This window comes from Kineococcus gypseus, assembly GCF_050871305.1.
In the GTDB taxonomy this organism is placed as follows: Bacteria; Actinomycetota; Actinomycetes; order Actinomycetales; family Kineococcaceae; genus Kineococcus; species Kineococcus gypseus.
In genome coordinates this window covers 36,050-52,426 of sequence record NZ_JBJLRD010000030.1, presented here as the reverse complement: position 1 = coordinate 52,426, position 16,377 = coordinate 36,050, and the positions used below count along the sequence as shown (strand labels likewise).

Annotated in this window: 16 protein-coding genes; 6 read left to right on the top strand and 10 right to left on the bottom strand. The window is 80.0% G+C overall.

Features of this window, described 5'->3' with window-relative positions; all coding sequences use genetic code 11:
- Window positions 1-123 precede the first annotated feature (123 nt).
- The 5 genes from hpf to mtrA all read right to left on the bottom strand — a co-directional run bounded on the left by hpf (window position 124) and on the right by mtrA (window position 6,259).
- Window positions 124-912 carry a ribosome hibernation-promoting factor, HPF/YfiA family gene (hpf, locus tag ACRYMN_RS12855; RefSeq protein ID WP_432495635.1) on the bottom strand — a complete coding sequence of 263 codons (789 nt, stop codon included), beginning with the start codon at window positions 910-912 and terminating at the stop codon, window positions 124-126.
- 211 nt (window positions 913-1,123) lie between these two features.
- Window positions 1,124-1,996 carry a ComF family protein gene (locus ACRYMN_RS12850; RefSeq protein WP_432495633.1) on the bottom strand — a complete coding sequence of 291 codons (873 nt, stop codon included), beginning with the start codon at window positions 1,994-1,996 and terminating at the stop codon, window positions 1,124-1,126.
- Window positions 1,997-2,094: 98 nt separating this feature from the next.
- Entirely contained in the window at window positions 2,095-3,813 is a 1,719-nt protein-coding gene (locus tag ACRYMN_RS12845) for an LpqB family beta-propeller domain-containing protein (RefSeq protein ID WP_432495631.1), read from the bottom strand.
- The gene (gene mtrB, locus ACRYMN_RS12840) at window positions 3,810-5,585 is read right to left on the bottom strand and encodes an MtrAB system histidine kinase MtrB (protein ID WP_432495629.1); all 1,776 of its coding nucleotides are present in this window, start codon (window positions 5,583-5,585) and stop codon (window positions 3,810-3,812) included. Before mtrB ends, ACRYMN_RS12845 begins: the two co-directional genes overlap by 4 nt.
- Window positions 5,582-6,259, bottom strand: coding sequence for an MtrAB system response regulator MtrA (gene mtrA / locus ACRYMN_RS12835; RefSeq protein ID WP_432495627.1), 678 nt, complete (start codon window positions 6,257-6,259; stop codon window positions 5,582-5,584). Before mtrA ends, mtrB begins: the two co-directional genes overlap by 4 nt.
- A gap of 107 nt (window positions 6,260-6,366) precedes the next feature.
- On the opposite strand from mtrA, the gene ACRYMN_RS12830 reads away from it, so the two are divergent.
- The 5 genes from ACRYMN_RS12830 (at window position 6,367) to ACRYMN_RS12810 (ending at window position 11,949) form a co-directional block, all read left to right on the top strand.
- Window positions 6,367-7,530 carry a DUF7847 domain-containing protein gene (locus ACRYMN_RS12830; RefSeq protein ID WP_432495625.1) on the top strand — a complete coding sequence of 388 codons (1,164 nt, stop codon included), beginning with the start codon at window positions 6,367-6,369 and terminating at the stop codon, window positions 7,528-7,530.
- On the top strand, window positions 7,527-8,237 hold the full coding sequence (locus tag ACRYMN_RS12825; protein WP_432495623.1) for a DUF4129 domain-containing protein: 711 nt from the start codon (window positions 7,527-7,529) through the stop codon (window positions 8,235-8,237). The genes ACRYMN_RS12830 and ACRYMN_RS12825 overlap by 4 nt, the downstream gene beginning before the upstream one ends.
- On the top strand, window positions 8,234-9,469 hold the full coding sequence (locus ACRYMN_RS12820) for a DUF4350 domain-containing protein (protein WP_432495621.1): 1,236 nt from the start codon (window positions 8,234-8,236) through the stop codon (window positions 9,467-9,469). The genes ACRYMN_RS12825 and ACRYMN_RS12820 overlap by 4 nt, the downstream gene beginning before the upstream one ends.
- Window positions 9,470-9,536: 67 nt before the next feature.
- Window positions 9,537-10,604, top strand: a complete 1,068-nt coding sequence (locus tag ACRYMN_RS12815) for an AAA family ATPase (protein ID WP_432495619.1) — start codon at window positions 9,537-9,539, stop codon at window positions 10,602-10,604.
- A gap of 37 nt (window positions 10,605-10,641) precedes the next feature.
- The gene (locus tag ACRYMN_RS12810; RefSeq protein ID WP_432495617.1) at window positions 10,642-11,949 is read left to right on the top strand and encodes a DUF58 domain-containing protein; all 1,308 of its coding nucleotides are present in this window, start codon (window positions 10,642-10,644) and stop codon (window positions 11,947-11,949) included.
- Window positions 11,950-11,971: 22 nt separating this feature from the next.
- Here ACRYMN_RS12810 and ACRYMN_RS12805 read toward each other — a convergent pair whose 3' ends face one another.
- The gene (locus tag ACRYMN_RS12805; protein WP_432495615.1) at window positions 11,972-12,970 is read right to left on the bottom strand and encodes a stage II sporulation protein M; all 999 of its coding nucleotides are present in this window, start codon (window positions 12,968-12,970) and stop codon (window positions 11,972-11,974) included.
- A 47-nt stretch (window positions 12,971-13,017) separates the two neighbouring features.
- Here ACRYMN_RS12805 and ACRYMN_RS12800 point away from each other — a divergent pair, with 47 nt between their 5' ends.
- The gene (locus ACRYMN_RS12800) at window positions 13,018-13,869 is read left to right on the top strand and encodes an RDD family protein (RefSeq protein WP_432495613.1); all 852 of its coding nucleotides are present in this window, start codon (window positions 13,018-13,020) and stop codon (window positions 13,867-13,869) included.
- A gap of 40 nt (window positions 13,870-13,909) precedes the next feature.
- Here ACRYMN_RS12800 and ACRYMN_RS12795 read toward each other — a convergent pair whose 3' ends face one another.
- The 4 genes from ACRYMN_RS12795 to ACRYMN_RS12780 form a co-directional block, all read right to left on the bottom strand.
- On the bottom strand, window positions 13,910-14,293 hold the full coding sequence (locus ACRYMN_RS12795; RefSeq protein WP_432495611.1) for a DUF202 domain-containing protein: 384 nt from the start codon (window positions 14,291-14,293) through the stop codon (window positions 13,910-13,912).
- Window positions 14,290-14,694, bottom strand: coding sequence for a YidH family protein (locus ACRYMN_RS12790; RefSeq protein ID WP_432495609.1), 405 nt, complete (start codon window positions 14,692-14,694; stop codon window positions 14,290-14,292). The genes ACRYMN_RS12795 and ACRYMN_RS12790 overlap by 4 nt, the downstream gene beginning before the upstream one ends.
- 34 nt (window positions 14,695-14,728) lie before the next feature.
- Window positions 14,729-15,553, bottom strand: coding sequence for a hypothetical protein (locus tag ACRYMN_RS12785; RefSeq protein WP_432495607.1), 825 nt, complete (start codon window positions 15,551-15,553; stop codon window positions 14,729-14,731).
- 106 nt (window positions 15,554-15,659) lie between these two features.
- Entirely contained in the window at window positions 15,660-16,367 is a 708-nt protein-coding gene (locus ACRYMN_RS12780; protein ID WP_432495605.1) for a GAF and ANTAR domain-containing protein, read from the bottom strand.
- Window positions 16,368-16,377 lie beyond the last annotated feature (10 nt).

Sequence of the window (16,377 nt, the reverse complement as noted above, 5' to 3'; positions counted from 1 at the left end):
GGGTGGGTGAGGGTTTGAAGTGATTTGTGGGGGGTGGGCGGGGGGCCGCGCGGGGGGGGGGGGGGGGGGGGGGGGGGGGGCGCGGGGGGGCGCCCCCCCCCCCCCCCCCCCCGCCGCGGGTCCTCAGCGCAGCCCGGCAGCCACCACCGCCGCCAGCGCGGCGTCGGAGCCGGCGCGCGCGGCGCCGTCGGAGCCGGCGTGCGCCGCACCGGTGGCGCTGCGCACGTCGAGGTGGATGACGCCGTAGTCCCAGCCGCGGCGCCGGTACACCACGCTGGGCCGGCCGGTGCCGGCGTCGACGAAGAGGTAGAAGTCGTGGCCGACGAGCTCCATCTCGTACAGCGCCTGGTCCAGGGTCATCGGCTCGGCCTCGTGGGTCTTCTCCCGGATGACCACGGGCGAGGCGTCGGTGGCGGCCACGTCGGCGTCCTCCACCGCGTCGGCCGGCGGGCGCGAACCGGCCATCACCGCGGGGGTGGGCACGTCGAGGTCGGCGGGGGCGCCGGTGTGCTCGGCCGGTGCTCCCGCGGCCACGCCCCCGGCCAGCGCCTCGTCGCTCAGGCCGGGCGCGGCCGGCTGGCGCACGCTCTCGGGGCGGCGGCGGCCGTGGTGCACCTTGCGGCGGTCGCGCGAGCGTCGCAGGCGCTCCATCAGCTTGGTGGTGGCCAGGTCGAGCGCGGCGTACGGGTCGTCGGCGCAGGCCTCCGCGCGCACCACCGGCCCCTTGTCGCGAACGGTGATCTCCACGCGTTCGCAGCTGGCGAGCTGGCGGCGGTTGTTCTCGTGCGAGACCTCGACGTCGACGCGCTGGGCTCGGGGCGCCAGCTGCGTCACCTTCTCCATCTTGGCCTCGACGTGCGTGCGGAACCTCTCCTTGACCTCGGTGTGCCGTCCGGTGACCACAACTTCCACGGGATGCCTCCCTCTTCGCTGGGCGGCGCCGGCCGAGGGGCCGGCCCGCCTCGGACCGTCACCTCGTGCCGCGCGCCCGCTCCCCGGGGAGGGGACGTGGCACAGGCAGCCCGCGGCCGTGGAGGACCGCGCCCCGGGGGGCGGGCCCGTCGTCGGGCACCGCCGGGGACGTGACCGGCCTGGAACCGCGTCCGGCTGCCATGCACCAACGCTAGACCCCCGGCGCGCCGGGTGCCCACGCGTGCCGCGCCGCGCCACCCGCGCCACCCGCGCCACCCGCGCCACCCGCGCCACCCGCGCCACCCGCACCACCCGCGCCACCCGCGCCACCCGCGCCGCCGGGCCCGGCGGCGGTCAGGCAGGCCACGCCCACCACCAGCGCCCCGGCGGCGCGCAGCGCGCGCACCGCCTCGGCGGCCGTGGCCGTGGTGGTGACCACGTCGTCGACGACCACGCACGCGCCGGCCGGGGCGGGCCCGCGCACGGCGAAGGCGCCGGCCAGGTTGGCGCGCCGCTCGCGCGCGCCCAGCAGCGTCTGGTCGGCCACCCGCCGGCGCACCCGCAGCGCGCGCACCACGGCCGTGGGGTGCCCGCCGGCGCGGCGCAGGGCCGCGGCGCGGGCGGCGAGGTCGGCCACCAGGTCCCCGCCGCGCTCGCGGCGGCTGGCGCGGCGGGCGGGCACCGGCACCAGCCGCAGCGGCTGCCCGGGCGCGGCGACGGCGCCGAGCGCGTCGACGGCGCCGAGCGCATCGACGGCGCCGAGCGCGTCGACGGCCGCGGCCACGGCGGCCGCGGCGAGCGGGCGCAGCTCGGCGCGGCGGCGCTCCTTGACCTCCAGCAGCAGCTCGCGCGCCGGGCCCCCGTGGGCGGCGGCGGCGCGCAGCGGCGTGCCGTCGGCCAGCTGCAGCTGCAGCACCGGGCCCGCCAGGGCGCGCGCGCACGCGGCGCACCAGGGCGTGCCCGCGCGCCCGCAGCCGCCGCACGCGGCCGGCCACAGCAGGTCCGCCGCCGCGCGCAGCGCACCGGTGAGGGCACCGGTGGGCGCACCGGTGAACGGGACGGGACGGGCGGGCGGCGCGGGCACGGCGGCAGGTTGCCCGGCGCGCCCCGCGCCGCGCCGGGCGCGTCCACAGCGGCGCCCCGCCGCCGCGGCCGGGCACCGCGGTGGCTCCCGCGGCGCGCTCAGCCCGGGTAGGCCGGGTCGCGCCCCTGCGCCACGGTGCTCCAGCCGGCGCCGCTGCGCGCCAGCAGCCGCCCGTCGCCGGTGCCCACGACCACGTCGCGCTCGCTCCAGCCGGCGGCCACCGACTCGGCCCCGGCCACCGGCGCCAGGCGCTGCACCGGGCCGGAGACCTGCGAGACCAGCGGCACCGGGTCGGCGCCGGGGGCGGGGCGCACCAGCGCGACGACCCGGTCGTCGCGCAGCCACGACACGTCGAGCACCCGCCCGGCGCCGGGCACCAGCTCCGGGGAGCCCTCCCCCACCCGCAGCGGGCGGCCACCTGCCCCGCGCACCACGCCGTGCACCCGCACCCGCGTGGTGCCGTCGGGCTCCTCGGTCAGCACCAGCAGGCGCGCGCCGTCGCGGGAGGCGCGCGCCCGCAGCACCCCGGCGCCGGCCGCGCCGGGCGCCGAGCCCACCGCCGTCGGCGTGGAGCCGGGGGCGGCGGCCGGCACCACCGAGGCGGTCGCGCCCGGCGAGGTGGGCACCACCCACACCCAGCCGTGCCGGTCCACCGAGGGCGGGGCCAGCACCGCGCCCCTGGCGCGCACCGCCGCCGGTGAGGCGGCCCCGGCCGGCAGCACCCGCAGGGTGCGCGCGTCCTCGTCCAGCCAGGCGACGCAGGAGGCGTCGGCGGCCACCGCGGGGTGGCGCCCGGCGGGCGCGCCGGGCACGGGGCGCAGCTCGGCGCGGTCCCAGCGCGCCAGGCCCGCCGGCCCGGCCAGCACCAGGCGCGAGTCGCGCACCGGCAGCGTCAGGGGCGGGTCGGGCGCCGGGGAGGGACCGCGGCCGGGGGCCAGCTCGGTGCCCTCCACGCGCACCACGACCCGCTCCACGCCCGGCAGCCGGGTCAGCGCGGTGCGCAGCTGCGCCAGCAGCACGCCGCGGCGCTGCGGGGAGGCGTGGCGCGCCGGGGCGGTCAGGTCCACCACGGCGGCGCCGTCGGAGACGGGCACCGTGCCCGTGCGCAGCCGGGTGCCCGGCGGGGCACCGCCGAGCACGGCCGGCGCCAGCCAGGGCGAGGCGCCGGCGAGCACCTCGGTGACCACGCGGGTGGCCGTGGCGGAGTCGTAGGGGAACCAGCGCGCCTCGGAGACCAGCACGGCGCCGTCGGGCGTGGCGAAGCACACCGGGAAGGGGCGCAGCGAGCGGGAGGCGTCCACCTGCGTCAGCCACCGCCCGTCGCCGGGCTCGTCCACCCGCCACTCGCCGTCCACCCGCACCAGCCGCAGGGTGCGCCGCACCGCGCTGCCCGGGGGGCGCTGGGCGTAGCGGCCGCCGGCGTCGACGTCGGCGAGCGCCTCCCCGGAGACGAGCACGGCCGCCTCGCCGGGGGCGGGGGCGGCGGCCGGCTCCACCCGCGGGGCCTCGACCAGCACGGTGGTGGAGGCGTCGGGGCGCCAGGTGCGCCGCGCCGCCGGCGAGAGGAACAGCCGCGCCACGGCCTGCTCGCCGGCGCCCGTGGCCGCGGCCAGCAGGAAGCCGCGCACCACCTCCTGCGGCTCCGCGCCGCGCACGGGCCCGTCCGGCACGACCTGCAGCAGGCCCAGGCGCGGGTCGTCCTGCACGCGCGCGCCGGAGACCACCGGCCCCGAGCGCGGCAGGCCCGAGCAGCCCGCGGCGCCGGCCAGCGCCGCCAGCAGCAGCGCCCGGCGCGGCGGGCGCGCGCGGGCGCTCACGGCGCCGCCGCGCCGGTGCCCGCCCCCGCGGGGCCACCGGCGCCGGACGGACCGGGACCGGCGGGACCTGCGGGACCGGCGGGCAGGGCGGCCACGGGCTCGCGCCAGCGCAGCGGCACCAGGGGCAGCGGCGAGCGCCCCAGCGGCCGGCCCACCGCGCGCGGCACCGTGAGCACGAAGTGGCAGCCGTGCCCCGGGCGGCCCCACACCTCCAGCCGGCCGCCGTGCAGGCGGGTGTCCTCCAGGGCGATGGCCAGGCCCAGGCCGCTGCCGCCGGTGGTGCGCGCCCGCGCCGGGTCCGCGCGCCAGAAGCGGTCGAAGACCCGGGGCAGCTCCGAGGGCGCCAGGCCCACCCCGTGGTCGCGCACCCCCACCGCCACCGCCGTCTCGTCGCACACGACGGTGACCTCGATGGGGCGCGACTCGCCGTGCTCGACGGCGTTGCCCAGCAGGTTGCGCAGCACCCGCTCGATGCGGCGGGCGTCGACCTCGGCGGTGCACGGCGCGGCCGGCTCGGAGACCAGCACGGTGCTGCCGCGCCGCTCGGCCAGGGCGGCGGTGAAGTCCACGACGCGGTGCACCAGGGCGCGCACGTCCTGCGGGTCCGGCTCCAGCGCGGCGGCACCGGCGTCGAAGCGGCTGATCTCCAGCAGGTCCGCCAGCAGGGTGTCGAAGCGCTCCAGCTGCGTCATGAGCAGCTCCGCGGAGCGGGCCACCACCGGCTCGAAGCCGGCGCGGGCGTCGTGCAGCACCTCCCCGGCCATGCGGATCGTCGTCAGCGGGGTGCGCAGCTCGTGGCTGACGTCGGAGACGAAGCGCTGCTGCAGGCGGGAGAGCTCCTCCAGCCGGCCGATCTGCTGCTGCAGGCCGGCGGCCATGGCGTTGAAGGCGCTGGCCAGCCGCGCCAGGTCGTCGCTGCCGCGCACGCGCATCCGCTCGTCCAGGCGGCCGCCGGCCAGCCGCTCGGCGGTGCCGGCGGCCTCGCGCACCGGCTGCACCACCACGCGGGCCACCACCCAGGCCACCACCCCGACGAGCACGACCAGGGCCAGGCCGCCGCCGGTGAACGCGGTGCGCACCAGGTCGGTGGTGCGCTGCTCGCTGGTGAGCGGGTAGACGAAGTACAGCTCCCGCTCGCCCGCGCGCGGCAGCGCCACGGTCGAGCCGACCACGACGCTGGGCGCGCCCGCGCCGCCGGAGAGGTCCACCAGCTGCAGCTGCTGCACGTCCGAGGAGCGCACCGCGCGGCGCAGGGCGTCGGGCACGTCGCGCGGGGACAGGCCCTCGGAGGCGATGTCGCGCACGGGCGCCGCGCCCGGCGCCGCGCCGCCGGAGCCCAGCAGCAGCACACCGCGCTGGCGGTCGGGGCCGGGTCCCTCCAGCGCCGAGACGACGTCGCCGGCCAGCTGCTCCACGTCGGCGTCGGTGCGCGGGGTGGAGGCGTCGAACTGCGCCCGCGCCGTGGCGGCGGCGCGCGCGGCGTCGGCCAGGGCCACGTCCTGGCGCTCGCGCACCAGCCCGTCGGCGACGGCGTCGAGCAGGTAGGTGCCCACGGCGAGCGCCACCAGCAGGCCCAGCGCGGTGGTCAGGGCGACCACGCGCAGCTGCAGCGAGCCGCGCCAGCGCCGCAGCAGCCCGCGGCCCGGCCCCAGGCGCAGCGCCCGCGCGCCCGCGACCACCCGCGCACCGACCCGCGCACCGGCCCGCGCGCCCCGCCGGGCCCCGGGGCGCGCCCGCACCCGCCCGCCGCCCGGGCCGTCCACGGCGCTCACAGCGGTCCCGCGCGGTACCCCACTCCGCGGACGGTGACCACGATCTCGGGGTGCTCCGGGTCGCGCTCGATCTTCGAGCGCAGCCGCTGGACGTGGACGTTGACCAGCCGGGTGTCGGCGGCGTGCCGGTAGCCCCACACCTGCTCCAGCAGCACCTCGCGGGTGAAGGCCTGCCAGGGCTTGCGGGCCAGGGTGACGAGCAGCTCGAACTCCAGCGGCGTCAGCGGCAGGGAGCGCCCGTCGCGGCGCACGGAGTGCCCGGCCACGTCGATCGTGAGGTCGCCGATGCGCAGCGTCTCCGGGGGCCGCTCGCCGGCCGAGCGCAGCCGGGCGCGCACCCGCGCCACGAGCTCCTTGGGCTTGAACGGCTTGACGACGTAGTCGTCGGCGCCGGCCTCCAGGCCCAGCACCACGTCGACGGTGTCGCTCTTGGCGGTGAGCATGACGATCGGCACGCCCGACTCGGCCCGGATCAGCCGGCACACCTCCATGCCGTCGGTGCCCGGCAGCATCAGGTCCAGCAGCACCAGGTCCGGGCGCGTGGCGCGGAACGCCTCCAGCGCCTGGTCGCCGTCGGCGCAGAAGCGCGCCTCGAGCCCCTCGCCCTGCAGGACGATGCCCAGCATCTCGGCGAGCGCCGTGTCGTCGTCGACCACGAGCACGCGTCCCCTCATGGGCCCATCCTGCCCGCCGCGGCGCCCGCGCGCGGTCGTGGCGCGCCCGGCGGGCCCGTCGGGCCCCTCTGGCACGATGGGCGCACGAGCGATCGGGGGCGGGGTCGATGAGCCAGTGGCAGGGCCCGGGCGAGCCGGCGGGCGGGTGGGGCGGGTGGTCCGCGCCCGGCGGGGGCGGCGCGCCGCGCGAGCCGCAGGGGCCGCCGCAGCAGCCGCGGGGGCAGCACGAGCCGGCCGGCGACGCGGGCCCGTGGGCCGCGTCGTGGGGGGCCGCGCAGGCGCCGCCGGGCGCGGGCGGGCCCGCGGGCCCGGCGCCCTCGGCGCAGCCGGGCATCGTGCCGCTGCGCCCGCTGGGCCTGGGCGAGCTGTGGGACGGCGCCTTCCGCGCGTTCCGGCAGAACCCGCGGGTCATGGTGGGGCTGTCCGCGCTCGTGGTGGTGGCCACCTCGCTGGTCACGCTGGCCGCCACGGTGCTGGCCACCCGCGACTTGGTGCGGGCGGCCAACCTGCTCGAGACGGGCGCCGGGGACGTGTCCTCGCTGCTGGGCCCGCTGCAGACCTCCCTGCCGCTGGTGGTGGTCACCGGCCTGCTGCAGGTGGTGGCCGTGCAGGTGCTCAACGGCATGCTCATCCTCAGCGTCAGCCGCGCGGTGCTGGGGCGCACGATCTCCCTGGGCGAGCTGTGGCGCGTCAGCCGGCGCCGGCTGGGCGGGCTGCTGGTGCTGTCGGTGGTCGTCACGCTGGCCAGCGCCGTCGGCCTGGTCGCGCTGGTGCCCGGCGCGCTGGTGCTGGCGCTGGTGGACGGGCCCGCGGGGGCCGCCAGCGGCGTGGTGCTGCTGCTGGCGGGGCTGCTGGGCTGGGTCGCCATCGGGCTGTGGCTGTGGGTGAAGTGGTCGATGGCCACCCCGGCGCTGCTGCTGGAGGGGCTGTCGGTGCGCGCCTCGATGGGCCGCTCGTGGCGGCTGACGCGCGGGACGTTCTGGCGCACGCTCGGCGTGCTGCTGCTGACCGCCCTGGTGGTCGGCGTGGTCGTCACGGCCGTGGCCACGCCCTTCTCGCTGCTGGGCACGGTGCTGGGCGCCGCGCTGGCCGGCAGCTCCGAGGGCGGGGCGTTCGTCGTCTCGCAGGCGGTGAGCACGCTGGGCTCGGTGGTCGGCAGCGTCGTCGGCTACCCGTTCCTGGCGTCGGTGACGGCGCTGCTCTACGTGGACCTGCGGGTGCGGCGCGAGGGCCTGGACGTCGAGCTGCACCGCGCCGCCTCGGGCGGGTGAGCGCGCTGGTGGCGGGCGCGCCGGTGCGCCCCGGGCGCGAGGAGGCGCGCCGCCTGCTGGCCGAGGAGCTGGCCGGGCGCGAGTACCGCCAGGACGGCGCGTCGTGGCTGGTGCGCGCCTGGGAGTGGCTGGTGGAGCGCTTCAGCGCCGTGGAGGTGCCCGCGGTGGGCACCGGGCTGACCGCGGTGCTCGTGGTCGTGCTGCTGGTGGTGGCCGTCGTCGTGGTCGTGCTGCTGGTGGCCGGGCCGGTGCGCCGCGGCGGGCGCGCGCCGCGGGCGGAGCTGTTCGAGGCGGGCCCGGAGCCGTCCTCGGCGCACGTGCGCCGCGCCGACGCGGCGGCGGCCGCCGGGGCGTGGGACGCGGCCGTCGCCGAGCGCTTCCGCGCCCTGGTGCGCTCGCTGGAGGAGCGGGCCCTGCTGGACCGCCGCCCCGGGCGCACCGCGCACGAGGCCGCCGTGGAGGCCGCGGCGGCCCTGCCGGGCTGCGCGGACGGGCTGGCGCGCGCGGCGCGCGCCTTCGACGACGTGCGCTACGGCGGGCGGCCGGCCTCGGCCGCCACGGACGCCGACCTGCGCGCGGTGCTGGCGCAGGTGGCCGCCGCCCGCCCGCTGCCGCCCCCCGGGGCCGGACCCGACGGCGGCGCGGGCGCGGGCGGCGCGGGCGGTGCGGGCGGTGGGCCGCTGGCGGCGGCGGGCGGCGCGCGGTGAGCGCCCCCGCGGCGCCGGCGGGCGCGGCGCCCGGCCCCCTGGACGGACCCGCGCGCGGGCCGCTGGACGGGCCGTCGGCGCCGTCGGCGCCGGCGCGCGCGGGCGGGACGGGCCGGCGGCGCCGGCGCGGGCCGGTGCTGGTGGGCGCGCTGCTGGTGGCGCTGGCGCTGCTGCTGGCGCTGCTGACCCCGCGCACCTCCGACGAGGCGCTGGCGCCGGGCTCGGCCTCCCCCGAGGGCGCGCGGGCGCTCGCGCGGGTGCTGCGGGCGCAGGGCGTGCAGGTGGTGGAGCAGCGCACGTTCGCCGGGGCCCTGCGGGCCGCGCGGCAGGCCGGGCCGGGCACGAGCGTGCTCGTCACCGCCCCCTCGCTGGTCTCGGCGCGGCGCTGGGGCGAGCTGGCCGGTGCCGGCGCGCGGCTGCTGCCGGTCGAGCCGTCGCCGGAGGCGCTGGAGGCCCTGGACGCGGTGGTGCCGGGCGTGCGCGGCGGCGAGGAGCGCCCGGCGCGGGTGCTGCCGCCCGGCTGCGACGCCCCCGGCCCCGCCGCCGCCGGGACCGCGCGCGCCGGCGGGCGCACCTACGCCCTGGCCGACGGCGCGGAGGGCACCTCCTGCTACGGCGGATCGTGGGTGAGCGTGCCCACCCCCGCCGGCGGCGAGGTCGTCCTGCTCGGGCAGGCCGACGTGCTCACCAACCGCCACGTCGACGAGCGCGGCGACGCGGCGCTGGCGCTGTGGACGCTGGGCGCCTCCCCGGTGCTGGTCTGGTACCTGCCCGACCCCCTGGACGCCGAGGTGCCCGAGGTGCCGCTGACCTCGCTGGCCCCGCCGTGGGTGGCACCCGGCGCGGCGCTGCTGCTGGTGGCGGCTGCGACGGCGGTGCTCTGGCGCGGGCGGCGGCTGGGCCGGCTGGTGCCCGAGCCGCTGCCGGTGGTGGTGCGCGCCGCCGAGACCGTCGAGGGGCACGGCCGGCTGTACGCCTCCGCCGGGGCCAGCGGGCACGCCGGCGCGGCGCTGCGCGCGGCCTCGCTGCGCCGGCTGCGGCTGCTGGTGCGCCTGGACGCCACCGCCGGCGCCGCGGACGTCGCCGACCAGGTGGCCGGGCTGACCGGCCTGCCCGCGCGGCAGGTGCTGACCCTGCTGGACGGCCCGGCGCCCGCCGAGGACGCGGCGCTGGTGCGCCTGGCCGGCGACCTCGACGCCCTGGAGCGGCGCGTGCGCCCGCACGGCCCCTGAGCGCGGCGCCCGCGCGGCGCACCCCCGTCCCCCGCACGAGACAGCACCCCGCACGGAAGGGCACCACGTGAGCCACACCCCCGAAGCCCCGCCCGGCGAGCACGGCGCCACCGGGGACGCCGCCCCCGCCCCGCCCGCCGCGCCCGCCGGACCGGCCGCCGCGGTGCCCGCCGGCAGCGGCGAGCTGGAGGAGGCGCGCGAGGCGCTGCGCGCGGTGCGCCGCGAGGTCGCCAAGGCCGTCGTGGGCCAGGAGCCGGCCGTCACCGGCCTGGTCATCGCGCTGCTGTGCCGCGGGCACGTGCTGCTCGAGGGCGTGCCCGGCGTGGCCAAGACCCTGCTGGTGCGCACCCTCGCCGCGGCGCTGGAGCTGGACACCAAGCGGGTGCAGTTCACCCCCGACCTCATGCCCGGCGACGTCACCGGCTCCCTCGTCTACGACGCGCGCACCGCCCGCTTCAGCTTCCGCGAGGGCCCGGTCTTCACGAACCTGCTGCTGGCCGACGAGATCAACCGCACCCCGCCGAAGACGCAGGCGTCGCTGCTGGAGGCCATGGAGGAGCGGCAGGTCTCCGTGGACGGGCTGCCGCGGGCGCTGCCGGCGCCGTTCATCGTGGCCGCCACGCAGAACCCGGTGGAGCAGGAGGGCACCTACCCGCTGCCCGAGGCGCAGCTGGACCGCTTCCTGCTGAAGCTGACCCTGCCGCTGCCGGCGCGCGAGGACGAGGTGGAGGTGCTGGCCCGGCACGCCGCCGGCTTCGACCCGCGCGACCTGGCCGCGGCGGGCGTGCGGGCGGTGGCCACCCAGCGGCACCTGGCGCTGGCCACCGGCGCCGTGCGCTCGGTGCAGGTCTCGCGCGAGGTGCTCGGCTACGTCGTCGACGTGTGCCGGGCCACGCGCTCCTCGCCCTCGCTGGCGCTGGGCGTCTCCCCCCGCGGGGCCACCTCCCTGCTGGCGACGGCGCGCGCGTGGGCGTGGCTGTCGGGGCGCGACTACGTCTCCCCCGACGACGTCAAGGACCTGGCCCGGCCCACGCTGCGGCACCGCGTGCAGCTGCGCCCGGAGGCGGAGCTGGACGGGGTCAGCGTGGACGCGGTGCTGGACTCGGTGCTCAGCACCGTGCCCGTGCCGCGGTGAGCGCCCCCGTGCGGCACCGGGCGCGGCGGGGGCCGCGGTGGCGCTGACCGGGCGCGCGCCCCTGCTGGTGCTGGTGGGCCTGGTGGTCGTGGTGCTGCTGCCCGGCTGGGGCGCGTTCTGGGCGTGGCTGGCGCTCTGCGCGGCGCTGGTGGCGCTGGACGTGGCGCTGGCGGCGTCGCCGCGGGCGGTGTCGGTGCGGCGCGAGGCGCTGCCGGCGGTGCGCCTGGGCGAGCCGTGCGCGGCCGGGCTGCTGGTGGCCAACACCGGGCGGCGGCGGGTGCGCGGGGTGCTGCGCGACGCCTGGCAGCCCTCGGCGGGCGCGCGCGCGGACCGCCACGCCCTCGACCTGCCGCCCGGGGAGCGCCGGCGGCTGACGACGACGCTGGTGCCCACCCGCCGCGGGGACCGCCTCGCCGACCGCGTCACCGTGCGCTGCACCGGGCCGCTGGGGCTGGCCGCGCGGCAGCGCTCGCGCGAGCTGCCGGGGCGGCTGCGGGTGCTGCCGCCGTTCTCCTCGCGCCGGCACCTGCCCTCGCGCCTGGCGCGCCTGCGCGAGCTGGACGGGCGCAGCGCCGTGCAGCACCGCGGCCGCGGCACCGAGTTCGACTCGCTGCGCGACTACGTCGACGGCGACGACGTGCGCTCCATCGACTGGCGCGCCACCGCCCGCCGGCAGTCGGTGGTGGTGCGCACCTGGCGGCCCGAGCGCGACCGGCGGGTGCTGCTGGTGGTGGACACCTCGCGCACCGCCGCCGCCCGGCTGGGCGACGGCCCCGGCGGGCCGGAGGTGCGCCTGGACGCCGCGATCGAGGCGGCGCTGCTGACGGCGGCGCTGGCCGCGCGCGCCGGGGACCGGGTGGACCTCGTCGCGCACGACCGCCGGGTGCGCGCGCGGGTGCGCGGCGGCTCGCGCACGGCGCTGCTGCCGACGCTGGTGGAGGCGCTGGCCGGGCTGCAGCCGTCGCTGGTCGAGGCCGACTGGGACGCGGTGGCCACCGAGGTGCGCACGATGGCGCGCCAGCGGGCCCTGGTGGTGCTGCTGACGGCGCTGGACACCTCGGTGCTGGACTCCGGGCTGGTGGCGGTGCTCGAGCAGCTGGCCGCCCGGCACACCGTGGTGCTGGCCGCCGTGGACGACCCGGCGCTGGCGCGGCTGGCGCGCGCCCGCGCCGACGCCGAGCAGGTGCACACCGCCGCGGCGGCGGAGACGGCCGCGGCCGAGCGCGAGGCCACCGCCGCGCTGCTGAGCCGGCTGGGGGTGGAGGTGGTGCACGCCGGCCCCGACGAGCTGGCCCCGGCGCTGGCCGACCGCTACCTGGCGCTGAAGGCGGCCGGGCGGCTGTGAGCGCGCGGCCCGGGCGGGCACCTCAGCCGCGCACGGGCGCCACGTCACCGGCGTCGCGCTCGTCGACGTCGCCGGTCTCCCCGGCCGCGGCGGCCGGGCGCCCCAGCAGCAGCACGTAGAGCAGGAAGGCCGCCTCGGCGAGCACGCCGATGCCCACGCGCGCGGCCGTGGGCAGCGCCGAGGGGGTCACGAAGCCCTCGATGAGGCCGGAGACGAACAGGACCACCGCCAGCCCGAGCGCGACCCCGACCATGGCGCGCCCCTCGACGGCCAGGGCCTGCGAGCGGGTGCGCGGGCCGGGCGAGACCCACGTCCAGAACAGCTTCGTGCCGGCCCCGGCGGCGACGAACACGGCCGTCAGCTCGAGGATGCCGTGCGGGGCGATGAGGCCGAAGAACAGCTCGCCGCGGCCGTTGTCGACGAGCAGGCCGCCCTGCAGGCCGACGTTGAGGGCGTTCTGCGTCAGCGCCAGGAGCACGAACACGCCCGTGATGCCCAGCGCGACGCAGGTGGCGGCCACCCAGGCGTTGTTCGTCCACACCCGCCCGGCGAAGGAGGCGTTGGCGTACTCGGAGTAGTAGCCGGCGAAGTCCTCCTCCACGAGGCGGCGCACGTCCTCGTTGGAGCCGAACACGGCGGCCTGCACGCGCGCGTCGCCGGCCACCCACACCCCGGCGGCGGTGGCCAGCACGACCGTGTAGGCGGCCGCGGCCAGGCTCCACCAGCGCACCCGCCACAGCGCCGCGGGCAGGGAGCGCCCGGCGAAGCGGCCCAGCCGGCTCCAGGTGGTGTAGCGCGCCCCGGTCAGCCGGGAGCGGGCGCGCACCAGCAGGGTGGACAGCTCGTCCAGCAGCACCGGCTCGGACTGCGCCGAGCGCAGCGCGGACAGGTGGGTGGCGGTGCGCTGGTACAGCCGCACCAGCTCGTCGGCCTCCCGCCCGCTCAGGCGCCGCGAGCGCACCAGCTCGCGCAGCCGCGCCCAGTCCTGCTCGTGCACCGCCCGGAAGGCGTCGACGTCCACGCCGCCAGGGTAGTGAGGGCCCCGGCGCCGGCCGGTACGGTTCCCGGGTGGCCCCGCCCGACGACCCGCGCCCGGTGGCACCGGCCGGTGCCGCCGGCGCGCCCGGCCCCGTGGGTGACGTCGTCACCGGCGAGGCGGTGGTGCTGGGGCTGCGGGTGGCCTCGTTCGCCTCCCGGCTGCTGTCCGCGGCGATCGACGCGGTGGTGCACGTGCTGCTGCTGGGCGCGCTCGTGCTGGCCTCGCGCTCGCTGCTCTCCAGCGCCGACGAGGCCGCGACCGCCGCGGTGCTGCTGACCGAGACGGTGCTGTGCCTGGTGGGGGTGCCCACGGCGGTGGAGACGGCCACCCGGGGGCGCTCGCTGGGCAAGCTGGTGGTGGGCGTGCGGGCGGTGCGCGACGACGGCGGCCCGGTGCGCTTCCGGCACGCGCTGGTGCGCGCGCTGATCGGCTTCTTCGAGCTGTACGCCCTGGTGGGCAGCCCGGCGATCATCTGCGCGCTCGTCGACGCGCGCGGCAAGCGGGTGGGCGACCTGCTGGCCGGCACCCACGTGGTGCGCGAGCGCACCGCCGCCCGGCACGTGCCGCTGCCGCCGATGCCCCCGGAGCTGGCCGGCTGGGCCGCCGGCGCCGACATCGGCCGCCTGCCCGACGGCACCGTGCTGGCGGCCCGGCAGTTCCTGGCGCGCGCGGCCTCCCTGCACGCCGGTTCGCGCAGCGCCCTGGGCACGTCGCTGGCCGACGCGCTGCTGGTGCACGTGGCGCCGGCGCCGCCGGCCGGCACCGACCCCGAGCGCTTCCTGGCCGCGGTGCTGGTGGCCCGCCGCGACCGCGAGCTGGTGCGGTTGCGGCGGCGCGCCGAGCGCACCGCCGAGCTGGAGCGCTCCGTCACCGGGCGCTGAGCCCGCCGCGCGGGCTCCCGGCGACGGGCCGCCGCGGCGCTCAGGCCCCGCGCGGGTCCAGGCCGTGGGCCACGATGAGCACCACCCCGGCCAGGCCCAGCAGGGCGCAGGTGGCCGCGGTCAGCGCGGCCAGGCCCGCCGAGGCGGCCGGGGAGTCCAGGTCGCCGGAGCGCACCAGCCGCTCGGTCAGCCGGCGCGCGCGCCGGCCGGCGAGCACGTGCACCAGCACCCCCGCCACCGCCCCGGCCAGCCCCAGCGCCACCGCGCCGGGTCCGAGCTGCGCGGGCAGCAGCCGCGCGGCGCCCAGCGAGACGGCCACCAGCGACAGGGCGGTGCGCCGCCACGCCAGGGCGGTGCGCTCGGGCTGCAGGCCGGCGTCGAAGACGGCGCGCCGGGCGCGGCGCGAGCCGCCGGGGGTGCTCACCGCAGCAGCAGCCCGAGCAGCACGAGCACCCCGGCCAGGCAGGTCCCGGCCGTCAGCGGGGTGAGCAGGCCGGGCGCCGGCAGCGGCTCGCCGCGGCGCACGGCGCGCTCGTCGCGCGCCCAGCCGCGCCAGGCCTCCACCGGCGCGGCCAGCCCCAGCAGCACGAGCACCAGCGAGGCGGCCAGGCGCAGCTGCGGCTGCAGCGGCAGGGCGAGCGCCTCCAGCGCCACGCCCGAGGCCAGCAGCGCCAGGGAGGTGCGGATCCACGCCAGGAAGGTGCGCTCGTTGGCCAGTCTGAAGCGCGGGTCCGGCTCGCGGCCCTGCCCGTGGACCGAGGCGGGGAAGCGGGGGCGCTCGCGCGTCCCGCCGCCCGGCCGCCCGCCCCGCCGCACCCCGTCCACGCGCCGATCCTGCCGCATCCCGGCGCGCGCGGGCTCAGAGCTCGACGTCGCCGCCGAAGTCCCCGCCGAAGTCCCCGCCACCGAAGTCGCCCCCGCCGAAGCCGCCGTCGTCGAAGCCGGCACCGGGGTCGTCGTAGCCGACGGTGGCGGTGTCGTCGTAGCCGCCGTCCGCGCCCGCGTCGCCGTAGTCGCCGCCCTGGTCGCCGCCCTGGTCGCCGCCCTGGTCGCCGCCGTCAGCGCCGTCGCCGCCCTGGTCGCCGGCCTCGTACGCCTGGTCGTCGCCCCAGTGGTCGTTGCCGAAGTCGTCGGGGATGAGCGCGTCGGCGATCGCGGTGCCGACGAAGGCGCCCGCGACGCTGGTCAGCAGCGCGCCGCCGAGGCCCATGCCCATCCCCACGCCACCCGTGCCGCCGCCGAAGCCGCCGCCGAAGCCGCCGCCGAAGCCGCCGCCGTACCCGCGCCCGTAGCCACCGCCGGGGCCGTAGCCGCCGGGGCCGTTGTTGAAGACCTGGATCAGCGTGCCGGGCTGCCTGACCTCGGCGCGGGTGGCCGTGCGCGCCAGGGAGCGCGCGTCGTCGCCGTGCACCTCGGAGGCCGGCACGACGGAGGAGAGCTGCTCGAGCACCTGCCGGCGCTGCTCGGGCGTGAGCCTGGCGAACGCCTCGGCGTGCGCCTGCTCCACCTGGTCCGGCGGCGCGGTGCGCAGCATGTAGCGGTAGCGGGCGATGGCGGCCTCGTCCGACGAGGCGGCCCGGCCCGGCCCGGACGGCCCGGGCGCCGGCGCGGCCGGCGGCGGGGGCGGCGGTGCCCACTGCTGCTGCTTGGGACGACGGCCCAGCAGGCGGTCCAAGAGACCCACGGTGCTCCTCCTCGTGCGCGGACACCCCAGCGTGCCGCAGGCCGCGCCGCGGCGCGCGCCCAGCGCCGCGCGGCCGCCGGGCCGGGTGGGCGCTCGCGCGGGGGCGTCAGCGCGGGACGGCGCCGAGCAGCACGCCGGTGCTCACCAGCTGCTCGGCCACCTCGCGCAGCTTGACGTTGGTGCGCTGCGAGGCGTGCGTGAGCAGCGTGAACGCCTGCTCGGGGGTGATGCGGTGGCGCTCGACGAGCACGCCCTTGGCCTGCTCGATGACGGCGCGCGAGGCCATCGCGCGGCGCATGTTCTCGGCGTCCTGCGCGGAGCGGGCGGAGGCGTCGGCGTTGGCGACCGCGACGGCGACGAACGCGGCGACCTCCTGGCCCAGCTCCACCTCCTCCGGGCCGAAGGCGCGCGGTCGGCTGGAGTAGCAGTTCAAGCCGCCCACGCTGCGCCCCAGCACGGGCAGCGGCAGCGACAGGGAGCTGCCGACGCCGGCGGCGGCGGCGCGGGCGCTGTAGTCGGGCCAGCGCTCGTCGGTGGCCATGTCCTCCACGAGGAAGACCTGCCCGGCGCGGCCGGCGTCCACGCAGGGTCCGTAGCCGCGCTCGTACTGCAGCTCGTCGGCGTCCAGCGCCATCCGCCCGTCGTGGGCGGCGGTGAACGCCTCGTCGCCGCGCAGCAGGGTGATGGAGACCGACTCCGCGCCCGGCAGGGCCTCCCGGGCCAGCCGCACGACGTCGGTGAGCACGTCGTCCAGCGAGCGCTCGGCGATGAGCACGCCGGCCAGCGCTCGGTGCAGGTGGGTCAGGTCGGGCACGGGACCTCCG